At 40.9% G+C, this 17565-nt stretch carries 14 protein-coding genes; 9 read left to right on the forward strand and 5 right to left on the reverse strand.

Annotation, left to right across the window (positions count from 1 at the left end; translation table 11 throughout):
• A partial coding sequence (locus tag L1264_RS10215; protein WP_235403957.1) for a TonB-dependent receptor plug domain-containing protein occupies positions 1 to 2184 on the reverse strand: 2184 nt, incomplete at its 3' end.
• A gap of 383 nt (positions 2185 to 2567) precedes the next feature.
• On the opposite strand from L1264_RS10215, the gene L1264_RS10220 reads away from it, so the two are divergent.
• The 8 genes from L1264_RS10220 (at position 2568) to L1264_RS10255 (ending at position 14577) form a co-directional block, all read left to right on the forward strand.
• Positions 2568 to 4262, forward strand: coding sequence for a cyanophycinase (locus L1264_RS10220; protein WP_235403959.1), 1695 nt, complete (start codon positions 2568 to 2570; stop codon positions 4260 to 4262).
• An 87-nt stretch (positions 4263 to 4349) separates the two neighbouring features.
• Complete coding sequence (locus L1264_RS10225) at positions 4350 to 4763, forward strand: hypothetical protein (protein WP_199526897.1); 414 nt, start codon at positions 4350 to 4352, stop codon at positions 4761 to 4763.
• Between the two features lie 71 nt (positions 4764 to 4834).
• Positions 4835 to 5923: a 6-phosphofructokinase gene (locus tag L1264_RS10230; RefSeq protein WP_135926563.1), complete on the forward strand. Its 1089-nt coding sequence runs from the start codon at positions 4835 to 4837 to the stop codon at positions 5921 to 5923.
• 194 nt (positions 5924 to 6117) lie between these two features.
• Positions 6118 to 7281, forward strand: a complete 1164-nt coding sequence (locus L1264_RS10235; RefSeq protein WP_135926564.1) for an efflux RND transporter periplasmic adaptor subunit — start codon at positions 6118 to 6120, stop codon at positions 7279 to 7281.
• Between the two features lie 12 nt (positions 7282 to 7293).
• Positions 7294 to 10425, forward strand: a complete 3132-nt coding sequence (locus L1264_RS10240) for an efflux RND transporter permease subunit (protein WP_199526896.1) — start codon at positions 7294 to 7296, stop codon at positions 10423 to 10425.
• Complete coding sequence (locus L1264_RS10245) at positions 10425 to 11828, forward strand: efflux transporter outer membrane subunit (RefSeq protein WP_199526895.1); 1404 nt, start codon at positions 10425 to 10427, stop codon at positions 11826 to 11828. The genes L1264_RS10240 and L1264_RS10245 overlap by 1 nt, the downstream gene beginning before the upstream one ends.
• A 127-nt stretch (positions 11829 to 11955) precedes the next feature.
• The gene (locus L1264_RS10250; RefSeq protein WP_199526894.1) at positions 11956 to 12585 is read left to right on the forward strand and encodes a TetR/AcrR family transcriptional regulator; all 630 of its coding nucleotides are present in this window, start codon (positions 11956 to 11958) and stop codon (positions 12583 to 12585) included.
• Between the two features lie 372 nt (positions 12586 to 12957).
• Complete coding sequence (locus tag L1264_RS10255; protein WP_199526893.1) at positions 12958 to 14577, forward strand: diacylglycerol kinase family protein; 1620 nt, start codon at positions 12958 to 12960, stop codon at positions 14575 to 14577.
• 3 nt (positions 14578 to 14580) lie between these two features.
• Here L1264_RS10255 and L1264_RS10260 read toward each other — a convergent pair whose 3' ends face one another.
• A complete protein-coding gene (locus L1264_RS10260; protein ID WP_199526892.1) occupies positions 14581 to 14847 on the reverse strand; it encodes a VF530 family DNA-binding protein in 267 nt (88 codons plus the stop codon).
• A gap of 57 nt (positions 14848 to 14904) precedes the next feature.
• On the reverse strand, positions 14905 to 15204 hold the full coding sequence (locus L1264_RS10265) for a DUF1496 domain-containing protein (protein WP_105180289.1): 300 nt from the start codon (positions 15202 to 15204) through the stop codon (positions 14905 to 14907).
• A gap of 95 nt (positions 15205 to 15299) precedes the next feature.
• Between L1264_RS10265 and L1264_RS10270 the strand changes: the two genes are divergently transcribed.
• Positions 15300 to 15530 carry a TIGR02647 family protein gene (locus L1264_RS10270; RefSeq protein WP_105180290.1) on the forward strand — a complete coding sequence of 77 codons (231 nt, stop codon included), beginning with the start codon at positions 15300 to 15302 and terminating at the stop codon, positions 15528 to 15530.
• A 57-nt stretch (positions 15531 to 15587) separates the two neighbouring features.
• Here L1264_RS10270 and maiA read toward each other — a convergent pair whose 3' ends face one another.
• Positions 15588 to 16217, reverse strand: a complete 630-nt coding sequence (gene maiA / locus L1264_RS10275; RefSeq protein WP_199526891.1) for a maleylacetoacetate isomerase — start codon at positions 16215 to 16217, stop codon at positions 15588 to 15590.
• Positions 16217 to 17521: a homogentisate 1,2-dioxygenase gene (hmgA, locus tag L1264_RS10280; protein WP_105180292.1), complete on the reverse strand. Its 1305-nt coding sequence runs from the start codon at positions 17519 to 17521 to the stop codon at positions 16217 to 16219. Before hmgA ends, maiA begins: the two co-directional genes overlap by 1 nt.
• Positions 17522 to 17565: the final 44 nt, after the last annotated feature.

A 17565-nucleotide genomic window follows, 5' to 3' on the forward strand; every position in this document is an offset into this window, starting at 1 on the left:
GAGACAGGCTCTATCTAGCACTGCAGTCATATTGGTATCGATAACTTGTTCGTGATCAAAATGCCAATAATCAACCGTTAAGTTAGTATTTATAGATGGGCTCCATGCAAAGCCAATGCTGAGCGCTTCAGACTCTTCGGCTTTGAGTGCTTGATTACCGAGTTCTAGGCTGTTAACACTGACCTCGGTGCCATCACCCATACAATATAAATCTGCAACAGCCTGATTAGCACCGCAATCGAAGCGTGATTGTGTGGTACGTAATTTTACGCCTGCTTGAGTTAATGAAGGTGCCCTAAACGACGTTGACCAAGAACTTCTAATGATAAGAGAATCTGAAGGACGATAGCTTAAACCAACTTTAGGGTTAAACGTTCCTCCAAAATCATCGTAATGATCGTAGCGACCAGCGACTTGCAGTTCTAGCTGCTCAGTGAGTGGCACATTCAACTCTAAAAATGCAGCGTACTGAGTACGATCGGCCTCAGACAAGCTAGAGCCGAAACCAAATACATCTACCAAATAACCATTTTCAGGACGGGCTTGTGAGTCTAACGATGGAATATCTTTTAATTCTTCTCGTCGAGCTTCAATACCAAATGCAGCATAAATGGGTAACTCATTAAACGTAAATAAATCGCCATTAAAGTTTAAATCCCAACCGTATACTGTACTTTCACCGCTTCTACTTGGGTTTGCCTTTGCAAGATCAAGCACTGCATCGTTATTACTATCCCCCTGTAAAAACGGGTTGTAGAACGGCATTAACTGACCTTGTGCACAATTGAGCTGTGTTCCATCGTATGTAGCTAATGATCCGTCAGAGCATAATTCACCAGTGATAGCTGCATGAAATTGATAGCGGTTATAAATACCATCAATTGCTTGTTGCTCTGACTTAGAGCGAGAGAAGGTTACTCCCGACTCCCAACTCCAATCACCAATGTAACCGGCAAGGCTACTGACTAAGCGAAAGTTTTTGGTTTCGACTTCAACCGTTCGTGGTGAATTAAAGCGCGCATCAAATGCAAAGCCATACACTTCTCGACCCGCTTGAGTGGTAAATGGATCAATATAAAGCTGGTCCATTAAGTCGTTACTGCCATCAGCGTTATCATAAATGAATAGCGCATCTTCTATGATAAACGGACCATCATCGTCGTTTATTTGATTGATTGATGCAGGTGATGAATAGGCTTTTGATTTAGTTTGGCTATAGAAGAAATCGGTATGCCAATCTAAATCACCTAAGGTGCTGTTAAACATAAAGCCAGTTGAAAGGCTTTCAAATGGGGTTTCTAGGTAATCATCTTGGTTTGCATAGTAAGCACAAATTTGCTCACCATACTCAGTCGTGACAAGCTCTGTTTTACAGTTTGGCGCTGGTAGTTCATTGCCATCTCGACTACTGTAGTAATAAATGTTCGGCGAGTTCTCAAGTTTGGGTAAGTATGAGTAACCATTCACTAAATTTGGGGTTGCGGTATAGCTTCTGTCGGTCGCTTTAAAGGCATTGCGATCGTAAATATCGGCAAATACCGTTAAGTTACTCTCACCTATATTCGTGCCGTAAACTAAGTTAAGTTGTTTCTTACCTTCGTCATGACTGTCAAAACTATTAGTGTAAGAAGTGTTTACTTCAGCTCCTTGAAAGTCATCTTTAAGAATATAGTTAATAACACCAGCAACAGCATCAGCCCCATATATTGCCGATGCACCAGTGGCGAGAATATCAATGCGCTCGATTGCGGCAAGTGGAATTGAGTTCACATCAACAAAGTTTTCAGTGCCTGCTGCGAACGAGCTCGGCGCGACACGACGGCCATTAATCAGTGTTAATGTAGCTGAGGGCCCCATACCACGAAGGCTGGCAGCAGATTGGCCCGCTGGCGTTGAGGTTGATGTACCGCCGCTTTCAGACGTCGAAAAGGTACCTGATCCGCCTTTGAATACAGATAAATCTTTTAATAACTCATGAATGGTGTTCGCTCCTGAGCGCTTGATTGCATCTTGGTCAAGCACGGTAAGCGGGATGGTTCCTTCTAGATCAACCCCTTTAATTCGTGATCCTGTTACTTCTACTCGTTCAATTTTTTCTGATTGTTGGTCGTTTTGAGCATACACAGCATGAACTGGGCACAGCACAGCGCTGATTGCTACAGCAATTGATAACTGACGAAACATATTGATTTACCTTTGTCTTATACCAATCCGCAAAAATGCTTAATTAAGCGAATTGGTATTAAATACCCACGGCAAAACCGTGACATTTTAAATAATTTTTATAATTTTTTTAGACAGGGCAGTGGGTTATAGACACAACTAGCCCCTCACAGGAAGTGAGGTGTGGCTACTCGTCAAACCACTCCGAAAGGTAGTGTGGAGAGTAGAAATATGTACAAAGCGATAATGCGTTTTTCAACATAATTCCAATCCGTAAGGTCTTTTGACAAAGCTAGTAATACAGTGCTAGCTTACTCGCGTTTTAAATGTTCCTTTTTTTTATAGCAAGCAACAAAAAGCTGTGCAAGTAATTTTCTAATATTTTTTTACAAGAGTGTAACAATATGAACATCTTTAAGGAGCAAAGTGCTAAATACCACATTGGGTTTATTTTTGGGGTATTTAGTGTTGTTTTCGCGTCATTTGGCAGTAAAGTTAATGCAAGTGAGCAACAGCAAACGTTAGTTTTAATTGGTGGGGCATTGACAACCTGCTCAAGTATGAGCCCTAAAAATTGCCTTTCTAATAAACAGATCAGTGGTAAACAAACTAATCAATTTCGATTAAATAATGATGCTTTATCTGCAATAAAGACAAACTGGCCAACAAATAATGAAAAAAATCGCCAGCAAACGCTTAAGGTATTAGCACAGATTGCACGTCAACAGCCTGAGGTGAACACTAAAAGTGATATTTTATGGGCATGGCGTGATTTAGATAATACGTTATTGAACACGTTAACAGATAAAGAGTATAACTTCGTGCTAGATACTCTCGAAGTTCCTGTATTAACAGCCGATTCTACAAGACAAAAAGAGCAAGTTAGTGTACCGGATAACAATGAAAGTGCAGCAAGTGATATTTTAGACTTTGTGTCTGCTTCGTTAAAAACAACGGATGAATCACCAACCATTTTAGCGGTTACAGCTTCAAGCAGAGACCCTTATGAATCAGCAGATTTTTATGAAGGATTATTAAGCTTTAATGGTGTCGAATCGAAGTGGTTACCTTTAACACCCGCTTTAGCAAGAGCGATTACCAGTAAGCAATGTGAGAGTTTAGATGCTTTACGTACTGAGACAATGGCTGTTTTTAACCGTGGGACTATTTATCCTGACCGAATTAAGGCCGAAAAAGCGCTTTGTGATCAAGGGGTAGAGCATTTAGTTAAACTGATTGAAAACGCAACGGGCATTATGTTTAACGGTGGTGATCAGAGCTTAACCAGACAGGTGCTTTTTGATGATAACGGCAAGCAATACCCTTGGACTCGTGCAATTTTACAAAGGCCATTACTTGTAGGTACTAGCGCAGGAACAGCGGTGCAAAGTGGTGGTAAGAATGCCTATGGTTCGGTGCCTATGATTTCTAATGGGACTAGTTTAGCAGCATTAAGAGCTGGAGCATTTGCTGTTTCACCACCGAGTGAGCGCTGTAAAAATAAATGTGATAATAGCCTTTCAGCAGATTCATTAACCTATGAAAAACAAGGCGGTTTAGGTAGCTTTACTTACGGGGTTCTAGATACTCATTTTAGCGAGCGCAACAGAACCATGCGCTTGGCTAGACTACTGGCAGATTCAGGGCAAAAACATGGTTTTGGCATTGATGAAACTACGGCGCTTGTATCAATTCGAGCAGGTGAAACCGCATTAATGACGGTGATTGGTAAAAGTGGTGTAGTACATGTTCAATCAGACGCTAAAAACAAAGGAGCAATCAGTTATTGGCCTGCAGGGACGGTTATTGATGTAACAAAGGATGGTTTTAGTCTTGCGAAGCGAACTGTTGATAATGCACTGCCTAGTATTAAAATTCCGCGATTACCGATGCAGCGTTTTGGCACTATTTTCTCTGATGCTAAATTGCGCTCGCTTGTGCAAGCTATGTGTTTAACTCAAGAACAACAAGCTGTAGCCCAGCATGATGAGTTTCTACTCGATTTAAATGCTACTGAAGTTACGCATTACTACCGTGTTAATAAAAGTAGTACGGGCTGTGCTGTAGAGAATCTAGCCTTTAGTGTTAAATCCTTTTAACACTATAAATTACTGAAAAAGTAGTAGATTATTTGTTCGTTATTAGTTAGCGTAACACTAATAACGAACAAATCATGGAATGAGTTAATGAAATATAATCTACTACTTTTATTTATTTTTGGCTGTTTGTTTGCTTATTTATCTATTCCAGTAGTTGGGGTTGGCTCAGCTTTAGCGATCCCTAGCGAAATTCTTACACCTCTTTATGATTTGTCACCTAAATTTGCTTTAACAGTGATTGATATTGTTACGTTAGGTATCCCACTAATAGCATTACTTTTTGTGTTCTTATTATTAAGTAAATGGCTCTACCTAAAAGACAAAGCGTATTCATATTTTATATTACTGATACCTTTTTTAGCACTGCATTTATATTTTGCTTTTAATACCTTTTCTGCAATTTTTGATAATACGACTTTGCTTGCAAGTTTGCCTAAGTATCTATTATTAATAATTTTTGTGGCGCTGTTTTCTAATCATAAAAAACCGAACTTTAGTTGATGTAAGTCATACGCGAAAGTTCAACATATAAGCTAATCTCTAATTAATCAGTGAACGAAGTTGGTCATAGAATGAAAAAATTACTGCTATTAACAAGTGGGGGTGATTGCCCTGGGCTAAATGGGGTGATCAGAGCTGTGGTTAAAGCAGCCGAACATGATGGCAATTGGCAGGTATATGGAAGCCGAAGAGCTTACTGTGGTGTTCTTGAAAAGCCAAATGATATTATTCACTTAACTAGTGAAGTAGTGGCCGGTATTCATGTTCGTGGCGGCACAATTCTAGAAACAGTTAATAAAGGGAATCCTACCGCATTTCCTGCAGAGATAGCAGGCGAGCAAGTATTTATTGACCGTTCAGATGAGTTAATAAGTATTGTTAAACAATTGGGTTTTGATGCAGTCATTAATATCGGGGGCGATGGTTCTCACAGAATTTCTCAGCATTTATTTGAGCATGGCTTAAATATCGTAGGCGTGCCAAAAACCATTGATAATGATTTATATGGCACTGATTACACAATTGGTTTTCAAACTGCCGTTGACACTGCAACAGAAGCCATTGATCGATTAATACCAACTGCGCAAAGTCATAATCGCGTGATTGTGACGGAAGTTATGGGTCGTGATGCGGGTTGGATTTGTTTACATTCAGCAATTGCAGCAGGCGCTGAAGTAGCACTTATTCCTGAAATTCCCTACGATATTGAAGCGATTAAAGCAAAACTTAAATCACGTTTTGATAATGGCCATGGATTTGCAAATATCGTTATTTCAGAGGGAGCTAAACCTGTTGCAGGAAGTGTTGTAAGTAAACAATCAAGTGAGTTTGGCTACGAAAACCCAGTGCTAGGTGGAATTGCTGAGCAGCTAGCCTCACAGATCCGTATTGCACTTGACCTTGATGTAAGAGTCACTGTGTTGGGGCATATTCAACGTGGTGGCACACCCAATGCGTTTGATAGGGTGCTTGCAGCAGAGTTTGGGGTGCAAGCATTCGAACTTGTTAAGAAAGGCCAGTTTGGTTTTATCCCCGTAAGTAAAGAGGGTGAAATTAAACCAATCAGTTTAAAAGCCGCAACTTCTGAATATCGTGTTATCCCTTTAGAGCATTCATTAATAAGCAGTGCCCGCGCAATGGGTATGTGCTTAGGTGACTAATAAGCAGTTCTAACTGATAGTTTTAAAATGATTTTCTTAACTAGCTGCTAAATTATTCATTTAGCAACTTATTTGTTGCACAAAAAACACACTGCAAAGCAAGCAAAATATTTAATGTAAAGATACTTAAAGGTGGTTGATCTGTGCCTTTTTTAGTTTAGAATGATCGTTCATTCTAAATTAAGGAACTACACATGCAGCGCTCTCGCATTCCATTTTTTGCAGTGTCAGCTTTGGCTGGTGCTGTTTTATTATCAGGCTGCGGCCAATCAGAATCGGCTCAAGGGCAATCGCAGGCAGCTCAAGCTGTACCTGTTGGTGTTATTGAGATGCAAAGCAAACCACTTACGCTAACTAAAGAATTGCCAGGTCGTGTGGCTGCTTCACGTATCGCGCAAATTCGTCCACAGGTTAACGGTATTATTCAGTCTCGTATGTTCGTTGAAGGTGCTGAAGTGGAGAAGGGCCAAGCCTTATATCAAATTGACCCATCTACATTTGAAGCAGAGGTCGCTACCAGCAAAGCCGCTATTACTAAAGCTCAAGCAAGTATTGCTAATGCCAAAGCAAAAGCTGAACGCTATAAAGAGCTATTGAATATCAAAGCTGTCAGTCAGCAAGATTATGATGAAGCGGATGCGGCATACAAAAGTGCAAAAGCCGACTTATTGACTGCTCAAGCACAGCTTAAAACCGCTGAAATTAATTTAAACTACAGCAAAGTGTTAGCACCAATTAGTGGTCAAATTGGTAAATCGGATGTCACTGCCGGTGCCCTTGTTAGCGCTAATCAAGCAACAGCATTAGCTACTATCACTCAGCTTGACCCAATCTATGTTGATTTAACACAGTCAAGCAGTGAACTAACACGTTTGAAAAAAGCTATCGCCGCAGGTGAGCTTGATAAAGATGCCGCTTTACATTCAAAAGTTGAATTAATAATGGAAGATGGCAGCACTTATCAACACAAAGGCACATTACAATTTTCTGAAGTAACCGTTGATCCAAGTACAGGCTCTGTGACTTTACGTGCTGAATTTCCTAATCCTGAAAAATTACTTCTACCGGGTATGTATGTTCGCGCAGTGATTGTTGAAGGTGTGAAAAGTGATGCGATTTTAGCACCACAACGTGGTGTGAGCAGAAACACCAAAGGTGAACCTACTGCCATGGTCGTAAGTAAAGATAACACCGTTGAAGCACGTGTGCTGAAAACTGACCGTACTGTAGGCTCAAACTGGTTAGTGACAGATGGCCTAAATAATGGCGATAAGCTGATTGTTGAAGGTTTACAGAAAATCCGCCCAGGTGCCCCAGTAAACGCAATGCCAGCAGAATCAGTAGCTAACAGCCAGTAACGGAGAAACTTAATGTCACGATTTTTTATTGATCGGCCCATATTTGCATGGGTACTTGCTATCGTTGTTATGCTGGCAGGTATTTTAGCAATTAGAAGTTTGCCGGTTGCGCAGTATCCATCAATTGCACCGCCTGCAATTAGTATTCAAGCCTCATACCCTGGTGCGTCGGCCCGTACTTTAGAAGATACGGTTACACAGGTTATTGAACAAAAAATGAAAGGGCTCGATGGCTTGCTCTACATGTCGTCAACCTCTGAATCGAACGGCTCTGCGACTTTAACGTTAACCTTTAGTGCAGATACCGACCCTGATATCGCACAGGTTCAAGTGCAAAACAAATTGTCGCTTGCAACACCTTTATTACCAGAAGAAGTACAACGTCAAGGTGTCTCGGTTGCAAAATCGGCTCGTAACTTCTTAATGGTTGTAGGCTTTGTATCTGAAGACGGTAGCATGAACAACATCGATATCGGTGACTATGTTTCATCTAACGTACTTGATATTATTTCTCGTGTTAACGGGGTGGGTGAAGTACAACTTTTTGGCTCTCAATATGCAATGCGTATTTGGTTAGATCCAGCTAAATTACTTAAGTACTCATTAACTCCTGCTGATATTAGCGCTGCAATCAGTGCCCAAAATGCACAGGTGTCGGCAGGTCAACTTGGTGCCTTGCCAGCAGTGAGTGGCCAACAACTGAATGCAACAGTGACTGCGCAAAGCCGCTTACAAACACCTGAGCAATTTAGAAATATCTTTGTAAAAACCAATGCTGATGGCTCTGTTGTTCGTTTAAGTGACGTTGCCGATGTTGAATTAGGTGGTGAAAACTATGGTGTTGTTGCGCGTTTTAACGGCAAACCGGCATCAGGTTTAGGTGTTAAGCTTGCCAGTGGTGCTAATGCACTTGATACAGCAGATGGCGTAAAAGCCGCCCTTGCTGAGCTTGAGCCTTTCTTCCCTGAAGGTTTAACAACGGTTGTTCCTTACGATACGACGCCATTCGTATCACTTTCGATTGAGAAAGTAGTAAGCACTTTAATCGAAGCTGTTGTGCTGGTGTTCTTGGTCATGTACTTATTCTTACAGAACTTCAGAGCAACACTTATTCCGACTATTGCAGTACCTGTTGTATTGCTAGGTACGTTTGCCATCTTACAAGTGTTTGGCTTCTCAATTAATACTCTCACCATGTTTGCTATGGTCCTTGCCATTGGTCTACTGGTTGATGATGCGATCGTTGTTGTTGAAAACGTTGAACGTGTTATGACAGAAGAGAACTTGTCTCCTCTTGAAGCGACACGTAAATCAATGGATGAAATCAAAGGCGCGCTTGTGGGTATTGCCATGGTGCTTTCGGCTGTATTTGTGCCTATGGCGTTCTTCCCGGGCTCTACAGGTGTTATTTATCGTCAGTTCTCAATCACCTTGGTAACGGCAATGAGTTTATCAGTGCTGGTTGCGTTAATTCTAACACCGGCCCTTTGTGCAACAATGCTAAAACCAAGTCATGTTCATAATGATAAGTCTTTATTTGGTCGTTTCTTCCTTGGTTTTAACCGTGGTTTTGATAAAACAAACTCGGGTACACAAGGTTTTGTGTCTCGTATGATCAAACACAGTAAACGCTATTTACTTATTTACGGTTTAATCGTGGGTGGCATGGTGTTTATTTTCTCACAATTACCATCGGCATTCTTACCAGATGAAGACCAAGGGATTTTGTTTAACCAAGTAAGCCTACCTGCTGGAGCAACAACAGAACAAACCTTAAAAGTTGTTGAAAAGATGGAACACCACTTCTTAGAAGATCAATCAGAAGCGGTTAAATCTATCTTTACGGTAACAGGTTTCAGCTTTGCAGGTTCTGGGCAAAACGCAGCAATCGGCTTTGTTGGCTTGAAACACTGGGATGAACGTCAACGCCCTGATTTATCAGTAGGCGCTGTTGCTGGTAAAGCCATGGGATACTTCTCAACCATTAAAGAAGCATTTGTGTTTGCTTTCCCACCGCCTGCGGTTGTTGAGCTTGGTACTGCAAATGGTTTCACTTTATACCTACAAGACCGTGTTGGTTTAGGGCATGACAAACTACTTGAAGCTCGAAACATGTTTTTAGGTATGGCGGCACAAAACCCTGTGTTATCGGGTGTGCGCCCAAATGGTCAAGAAGATAAACCAGAGCTGGAGCTTGATATTGACTTAGCCAAAGCTGAAGCATTAGGTCTGACTCAAGCAGATATCAATAATACGTTATCAACGGCTTGGGGTAGTCGCTATGTAAATGACTTTATTGACCGTGGTCGTGTTAAAAAAGTGTATTTACAAGGTACGCCTGAATCACGCATGGTGCCAGAAGATTTAGACAAGTGGTACGTGCGCAATGCCAATGGCGATATGGTTCCATTCACTGCGTTTGCTCAATCTTATTGGACTTATGGCTCACCACGTCTTGAGCGTTATAACGGCTTTTCAGCGATGGAAATCCAAGGTGCTGCTGCACCGGGTTATAGTACAGGTCAAGCGATGGCCGAAGTTGAGAAAATGGTTAAGAAGTTACCGCCAGGTGTGGCGTTCGAATGGACAGGTATTTCATATGAAGAGCGTTTAAGCGGTGGTCAAGCACCATTACTTTATGCACTTTCATTGTTAGTTGTATTCCTTTGTTTAGCGGCGTTATACGAGAGCTGGTCAGTGCCTGCGGCGGTTATGCTAATTGTACCGCTTGGGGTATTTGGTGCATCGATTGCCTCATTTGTATTTAATTTATCAAACGATATTTATCTACAAGTGGGTCTATTAACCACTATTGGTCTGGCATCAAAAAATGCCATCTTAATTGTAGAGTTTGCGATTCATAAAATGGACGAGGGTATGAAACTTGTCGATGCTGCTGTTGCTGCTATTCGCCTTCGTTTACGTCCAATCTTTATGACATCAATGGCATTTGTGTGTGGTGTACTACCACTTGCAATTGCATCAAGTGCGGGTTCGGGTGCACAAAACGCACTAGGTATTGCTGTTATTGGCGGTACTCTTGCGTCATCGACCATCGTTGTGTTGTTTGTGCCATTGTTCTTTGTATTGGTGCGCCGTGTATTCCCTGGCAAAACAAAGTCAACCAAAGAGGAGCTGGCATAATGAAAGCTAAACTTATCTCAGTGTCTGTTGCTGCACTTATGTTATCTGCCTGTAATATGGCGCCAGATATGGAGCAACGTGAATTACCCGTTGCTCAAAACTATGATGTTCAAGGTACTGCAGGTGATATCAATGAACTTAATTGGCAGTCATTTTTCACTAATACTCAGCTGCAACAGCTGATTGCGCTAACACTTGAAAACAACAAAGACATTAAAACTGCTGCACTTAATGTGCAGCAGGTAAGAGCGATGTATCAGATTGAAGATTCTGCGCTTTACCCAAGCATTGATTTAAATGCATCGGGAACCCGTCAGCGTGTTCCGGCAGATTTATCTGGTACTGGTCAAGCGACTATTTCTGAAAACTATTCAGCGACTGTTGGCTTAACTGCTTATGAAATTGATCTTTGGGGCAAAGTGCGCAACCAATCAGAGCAAGCTTTACAAAACCTCTATGCCGCTGAATACAGTTTAACCAGTGTGCGCATTAGCTTGATTTCGGAATTAGTGAATGCGTGGCTTAACTATGCGACGGATAAAGAGCTATTGGCGCTTGCAAACGAGACGTTAAAGTCTCAGCAGGAGTCTTTAGAACTAACCCGTAAAACATTTGCTCTTGGTGCTGCGTCTCAGTTAACGCTATCGCAACTGGAAAGTACAGTAGCAACCGCTAAGGTCGATATTGCAAACTATCAGCGCTTACTAAAGCGTGATAAAAATGCTCTCGATTTTCTAGTGGGTAAAACCGTCACTGCTGATTTACTACCAAATCAAAATATAGATGATGTACTGAACTTACCGGATGTGCCTGTGGGGTTGCCGTCAGAGTTACTGACGCAACGACCAGACATTAAGGCCGCTGAGCATGATTTACTGGCAGCTAATGCAAATATTGGTGTGGCAAAAGCGGCATTCTATCCGAGTATAAGTTTAACCGCCAATGCTGGAACGGCCTCTGCTGATTTGAGTAATCTTTTTGATTCGGGCTCAGGTACATGGAGTTTTGTACCATCGATTAACTTACCTATCTTTAATATGGGTCGTAATCAAGCCAATCTTGATGTTGCAAAGGCACAACAAGAAATGGCGCTTACTAGCTATGAGCAAACCATACAACAAGCATTTAAAGAAGTATCTGATGCCCTTGCTGATCGAGAAGGTTATATGCATCAGCTAGATGCACTCAACGATTTGTACCAAAGTAATGAGTTATCTTTTACTTTATCAGATGCGCGTTTTCAAAAAGGAGCAGACAGTTACTTGCAAGTGTTGGATGCGCAACGAAATTGGTACAGTGCTGGGCAACAGTTAATTTTGGGTAAACAAGCGTATCTTGCTAGCCAAATTAATTTGTATAAAGCACTTGGTGGTGGCTGGAATGCGCAAAAAAATGTGCATTAAAACAGCAAAAGCATAATTTATTTAAGGTTTTGCAGGATCTTAGTTGTTTTGACTCTCCTGTGATATTAAGATCCTGTAAACCTTGTTTAAGTAAAAGTTAACCATTTCAAAAGAGCTTGGAGAAACCATGACGCAAAAAACGAAAAGACACAATGACCCTGCGCTTGCTGAGGCAAGACGTAATCAAGTGCTTTGTGCTGCAGCGGATTGTTTTCGACGTAAGGGCTATCATGGCGCGGGAATGGCTGAAATTTCTAAAACAGCAGGCATGAGCGCAGGCCATATCTATAATTATTTCGCTAGTAAAGAAGCGATTATAGAATCGATTGTTGAACGTGATATGGAAGAAATGTTCTCAATCTTTAAAGAGTTTGCAGATAAGCCGGGCGATCGTGTCACCGTGTTGCTAGATGGACTCGATAGAGGTGTTGAGCGCCATACCGATTTAAATCAAGGTGCGCTTGATTTAGAAATGCTCGCAGAAGCTGCACGTAATGAAAAAGTCGCTAACTTACTGCGTGAGTCAGATAGCCACGCCCGTGATTCTATGCGCGAATTATTAGTGGGTGAAAGAGGGCCGTTACAAGGTACCGCACTTGAAGAAGTGAATGCCCGTATTGAAGTGATGTTTTCTGTGATGGGGGGCTTACTACTACGTAAAATGCTTAATCCTTCTTTAAACATTAGTGAGCTTTTAAAAGCACTTCGTCCAGCGATGAAAACGCTTCTATTACCATTTGATAAGGGAATAGATTAAGCTCTGCAAGGTAATTTATTCCCTTACTTCTGTTCAGTAAAGTGATTCGGTGAAGTTTTTTATTACGCATTCACTTTCATCACATTGATACCAATCCGCGTTAATATTTAATCATTTTTGACCAACTAGTTGTGTTTGCAAGTTCAACATATAGCACTTTAAATAGAAATCTGTTTTCTCAAGCTCAGAAAATCAAGTTAAGTACAAAAATGTGTAAGTTATTCATAGCATAATGAAAAAATGTCCTAAACTTATTGATAGGAAATAAAGTTAAGAGCTTATTTTTTCATCTAAAGTGCCTGTTTAGGGCTTATCTGTTGTGTGGAAAGAAACTTGCATTAATGTATATGATTAAAATAACAAGGAGTGACTATGTGGGCAGCAATTAGCTATCTTGCGCTGGCAATTATTTTTATAATCGTGGCTATTCGGGTTGAGCTCGTTTATTTTGCGCTATTTTTTTATTGGGCTGCATTGTCGCTACTACTAGTCAGTGGCGCTTATTTTTTTAATATTGCGCGAATTTTCAGAAAGCGTGAAAACGGTGTAATACCAATTTACATTCGTTGGGCGTTTATTCCCTTTTTACTAGGGGCTCAAATATACAATGCTTGGTCTCGTAAGCATGATAAAGTGCCTCCTTTACAACAAATAAATGAACATCTGTTTTTAGCTTGCAGGCTCTTTCCATCAGATATTGACACCATGAAAGAGTTAGGGATTACAGCAATCTTAGATGTTACCTGTGAGTTTGATGGCCTTGAATGGTCATCGACCCAAGAAAATATTCGCTATTTGAATATCCCCGTTTTAGACCACAGTGTGCCAACTCGTGCGCAATTACATCAAGCAATTAACTGGATCCACCATCAAGTAAAGGCTGATAGACGTGTTGTTGTGCATTGCGCATTAGGTCGCGGACGTTCAGTGTTTGTTATGGCTGCATACTTACTAAGCCAAGATAAAGATGCAGATGTTCATACTGTTTTGGAGCAAATCAAAGAAACTCGAGAAACTGCTAATTTAAACAAGCGCCAACTTCGTCACTTAATAAAACGTCATCGTCGAGGCGATTTACTAATTAAAAACAAAGCTGTATTAATTGCTAATCCAGTCTCTGGTACAAAGCTGTGGCAAGAAAAGAAAAAGCAGATAACCGCAAGGTTAAGTGAATACTATGATTTAACTGTACACACTACAACAGAAGAAGTGGACGGCATTCAATTAGCTAAAGAGGCTATAGAAACAAATCCCGATGTTGTTATCGCATGTGGTGGTGACGGTACAGTGACAGAAGTAGCCAGTGTGTTAGTCAATACCGACTGTAAGTTAGGCATTATCCCTTTAGGCACTGCTAATGCATTAGCTCATGTATTAATGGGGATCCAATCTAAGTTAATCCCAGTCGAACAAGCTTGTGAACTTATTATTGAGGGACAGGCAAGTCGGATCGATACCGCTTTGTGTAATGGCGAGCGAATGCTGTTATTAGCAGGAATTGGGTTTGAGCAGAAAATGATTGAAAAGGCGCATCGAGATGCTAAAAATGAGTCCGGCCAACTAGCTTATTTACAAGGATTTTGGCAGGCACTAAGCGAACATGAAGCGCAAGATTATACAGTTACATTAGACGACAATGAACCTCAGTCTATAAATACCAATAGTTTAATCATTGCAAATGCAGCGCCGTTTACTACATTGTTGGCTCAATCAGCAGGTCAGCCAGATCATAATGATGGTTTACTTGATGTTAATTGGTTAACGCCTAACTCAGAGGCGAAAGCCAGTACGTTAAGTATTGCTGAATTAGTATTTTCAAGCATAACGCAAACAAGCTTTGCCATTAATAGCCATCATACAAATGCTAAACGAGTTTCTGTAAGTGCAGAAAAAGACATTAGTTATGTAATTGATGGTGAGGTTAAAACAGCAGAAAAGCTGGTGGTAGAGGTATCACCGAAGTCACTTTCGGTGATAATGGCCGAAACCTAACAGTTATTTTTTAATACTTTTCCATTCAAAAGGTGCGTCATCATCGGCCTTTTGATAGGAGAAAGTATCAATGTATAGTTGTTCAACTTTTTCACGGGCCCAAGGTGTTTTACGTAAAAATTTTAAGCTTGATTTAACACTTGGGTCATTTTGAAAACAGCGCACATCAACATGTTCAGCTAGGCCTTCCCAGCCAAGTTTTTCTTCAAGTTGGGTTACGATGTCGGCAAGCTTGATACCGTGCAAAGGGTTATTTGGTTGATTGTCCATGCTTAATCTTTGGTTATTTCTAAACAGAGTAATAGTAACGTATCTAGCGTCTTTAAGCTAATTGACGTTTATACTCTTGTCTCGTTTTGGATAGACAATATCGCCGTTTTTATCCAGTCTTAACCACGCTAAGTCGCTGTTTGAAAAATTTGGCTGTTTGGCTGCACAAATTAACGTTATATCGCCAACAGCAATATAAGCGCCTTCGGTGTAACGCTTATTTTCATACCAACACACTTTGTGGTTGTTAAGTGCTTCTTGGCCATCTAGCACAACTAATGCTTTATCCTTTGCTAAAACGAACTGTGAAAACAATAAAATAAACAAGGTAGTTAAGATTAAAATCTTTCTAAACAAAATACACCTCTCATTGTGCAGTTTTTTGTATCTACACTAAGCTTATGACTGTATTCTATAAAAGCACAATGACGTGATAATAAAAAGGTGAACACATGCAATTTAATAAAAATATGATTGACGAATTAACCCTGCTTGCTAAGTTTCCCCGCGACTCACAAATGCAAGGCATTAAAATCCACTCTGATGCAGAAGAAACAGTAAAAAATGCTGCAAAACGTCTTTATGACAAAGGCATTACTGATAGCCCTGATGGCGGCTATTTAACGGATTTAGGGCTAGATTTGATCAATCACGTGAGTGTTATTAATTCCGCACTGAGATAAAAATTAGATAATAAAAAGGCCCAAAATGATTGGGCCTTTAGTTTTAATAACAACGAATTAGATTGCGTCAGGTTGGTTCTGAGGAGCCGCATCAATAAAGGCATCTAGCTTATTACAATGCTCATAAACTGTGGCGATTTTTGGGTACTTACTCATATCAACGTTAAAGCGTAAGGCATTAAATACTTGCGGCACTAAACAGACATCAGCAAGTGTTGGTTTGTCGCCAACGCAAAAAGTGTTCGCTTCATCAAGTAACTTTTCGATACTCTCAAAGCCAACTTCTACCCAATGCTTATACCAGGTCGTTTTTGCTTCTTCATCAACACCAAGATCATTAGCTAAGTACTTTAATACTCGCAAATTATCGATAGGGTGGATATCGCACGCTACGGCATAACATAAATTGCGGATCTGGGCTTTTTGCCATGCATCACCTATTAAAAGCGGTGTTTCTGGGTGCGTTTCTTCAAGCCACTCTAAAATAGCTAGCGATTGTGCAAGCACACCTTGATCAGTTTCAAGTGCCGGTAATAATCCTTGTGGGTTTTTTGCTAGGTACTGATCACTTTGCTGCTCTGATTTTAATAAATTAACAGTGACCAACTCGTGATCAATGTTCTTTAAATTAAGAGCAATGCGAACTCTGTAAGCGGCTGATGAACGAAAATAGCTATAAAGTTTCATTATGCGTCCTGTTTACCTGTGAAATGTTTTTTAATAGTGCGCCAACAGTCAGTATAGTTAGGCTGACGCTCTTTACCTTCAAGAGCATATTTAGTTGGTGAAATAACGTAACGCGATTCGAACATAAATGCCAAGGTGTTTTCGTAGCGTTGTGGTTTAAGTTCGGCATTTGATGCTTTTTCAAATACATCTGCTTCTGGACCATGTGGCGACATGCAATTATGTAAACTTGAACCCCCAGGCACAAAACCATGCTCTTTTGCATCGTATACGCCTTCGATAAGCCCCATGAATTCACTCATAATATTACGGTGGTAATAAGGTGGACGGAATGTGTTTTCAGCCACCATCCAACGAGGAGGGAAGATAGCAAAGTCGATATTTGCGACACCTTCTGTACCCGATGGTGACGTTAGTACGGTGAAGATTGAAGGATCCGGGTGATCATAACTCACGGTATTCATAACATTGAAACGAGCAAGGTCATACTTGTATGGCGCACTATTACCTGTCCATGCAACGACATCTAATGGAGAATGACCAATATCGCAGCGGAACATATTGCCATTAAACTTTGCAACTAGTTCAAAGTCACCTTCTACATCCTCATAAGCCGCAACAGGGTAGTGGAAGTCACGGTCATTGGCGTAACCATTAGCTCCTACAGGGCCGCGCTCTGGTAAAATATAGGCATGGCCATAGTTTTCACAAATATAGCCGCGGGCTGTGTCCGTTAATAAATCAACAGCAAATTTAATCCCGCGAGGAATTACGGCAATTTCACCAGCTCGGACTGTTAGTTTTCCACACTCGGTTCTTAGTAATAGTTCACCTTGTTGTGGTACGAACAGCATTTCACCATCAGCATTATAAAAGTAACGGTGTTGCATTGATTTATTGGCTACATAGATATGAATACCTATACCTGTTTGTGCATTAGCACTGCCATTAGCTGCCATGGTGATTAAACCATCAATAAAATCTGTTGGCTGCTCAGGAATTTCAATTGGATCCCAACGTAGCATTGTCGGCGGCGTTGGGACTTCTGTGATAGGAGCGGTACGAATAAGGCCATTGTCTATAGGTGTATAATCACCTTGTACTACTGACGGGCGAATACGATAAAACCAAGTACGGCGGTTATCAGCACGCGGCGCTGTAAATGCTGTTGTGCTGAACTGTTCAGCATATAAATCGTATTTTACTTTTTGAGGGCTGAATTGACCGATAGGTAATGCACCGGGTAATGCTTCGGTTTCGAACTCATTACCAAAGCCTGTCATATATTGTAATTCGTTATTCATCACTAGACTCCTGAAAGGTTTTAGGTAAGATACTCTCATGTGAG

The sequence above is a fragment of the Pseudoalteromonas sp. APAL1 genome (genome assembly GCF_021532475.1).
In the GTDB taxonomy this organism is placed as follows: domain Bacteria; phylum Pseudomonadota; class Gammaproteobacteria; order Enterobacterales; family Alteromonadaceae; genus Pseudoalteromonas; species Pseudoalteromonas lipolytica_C.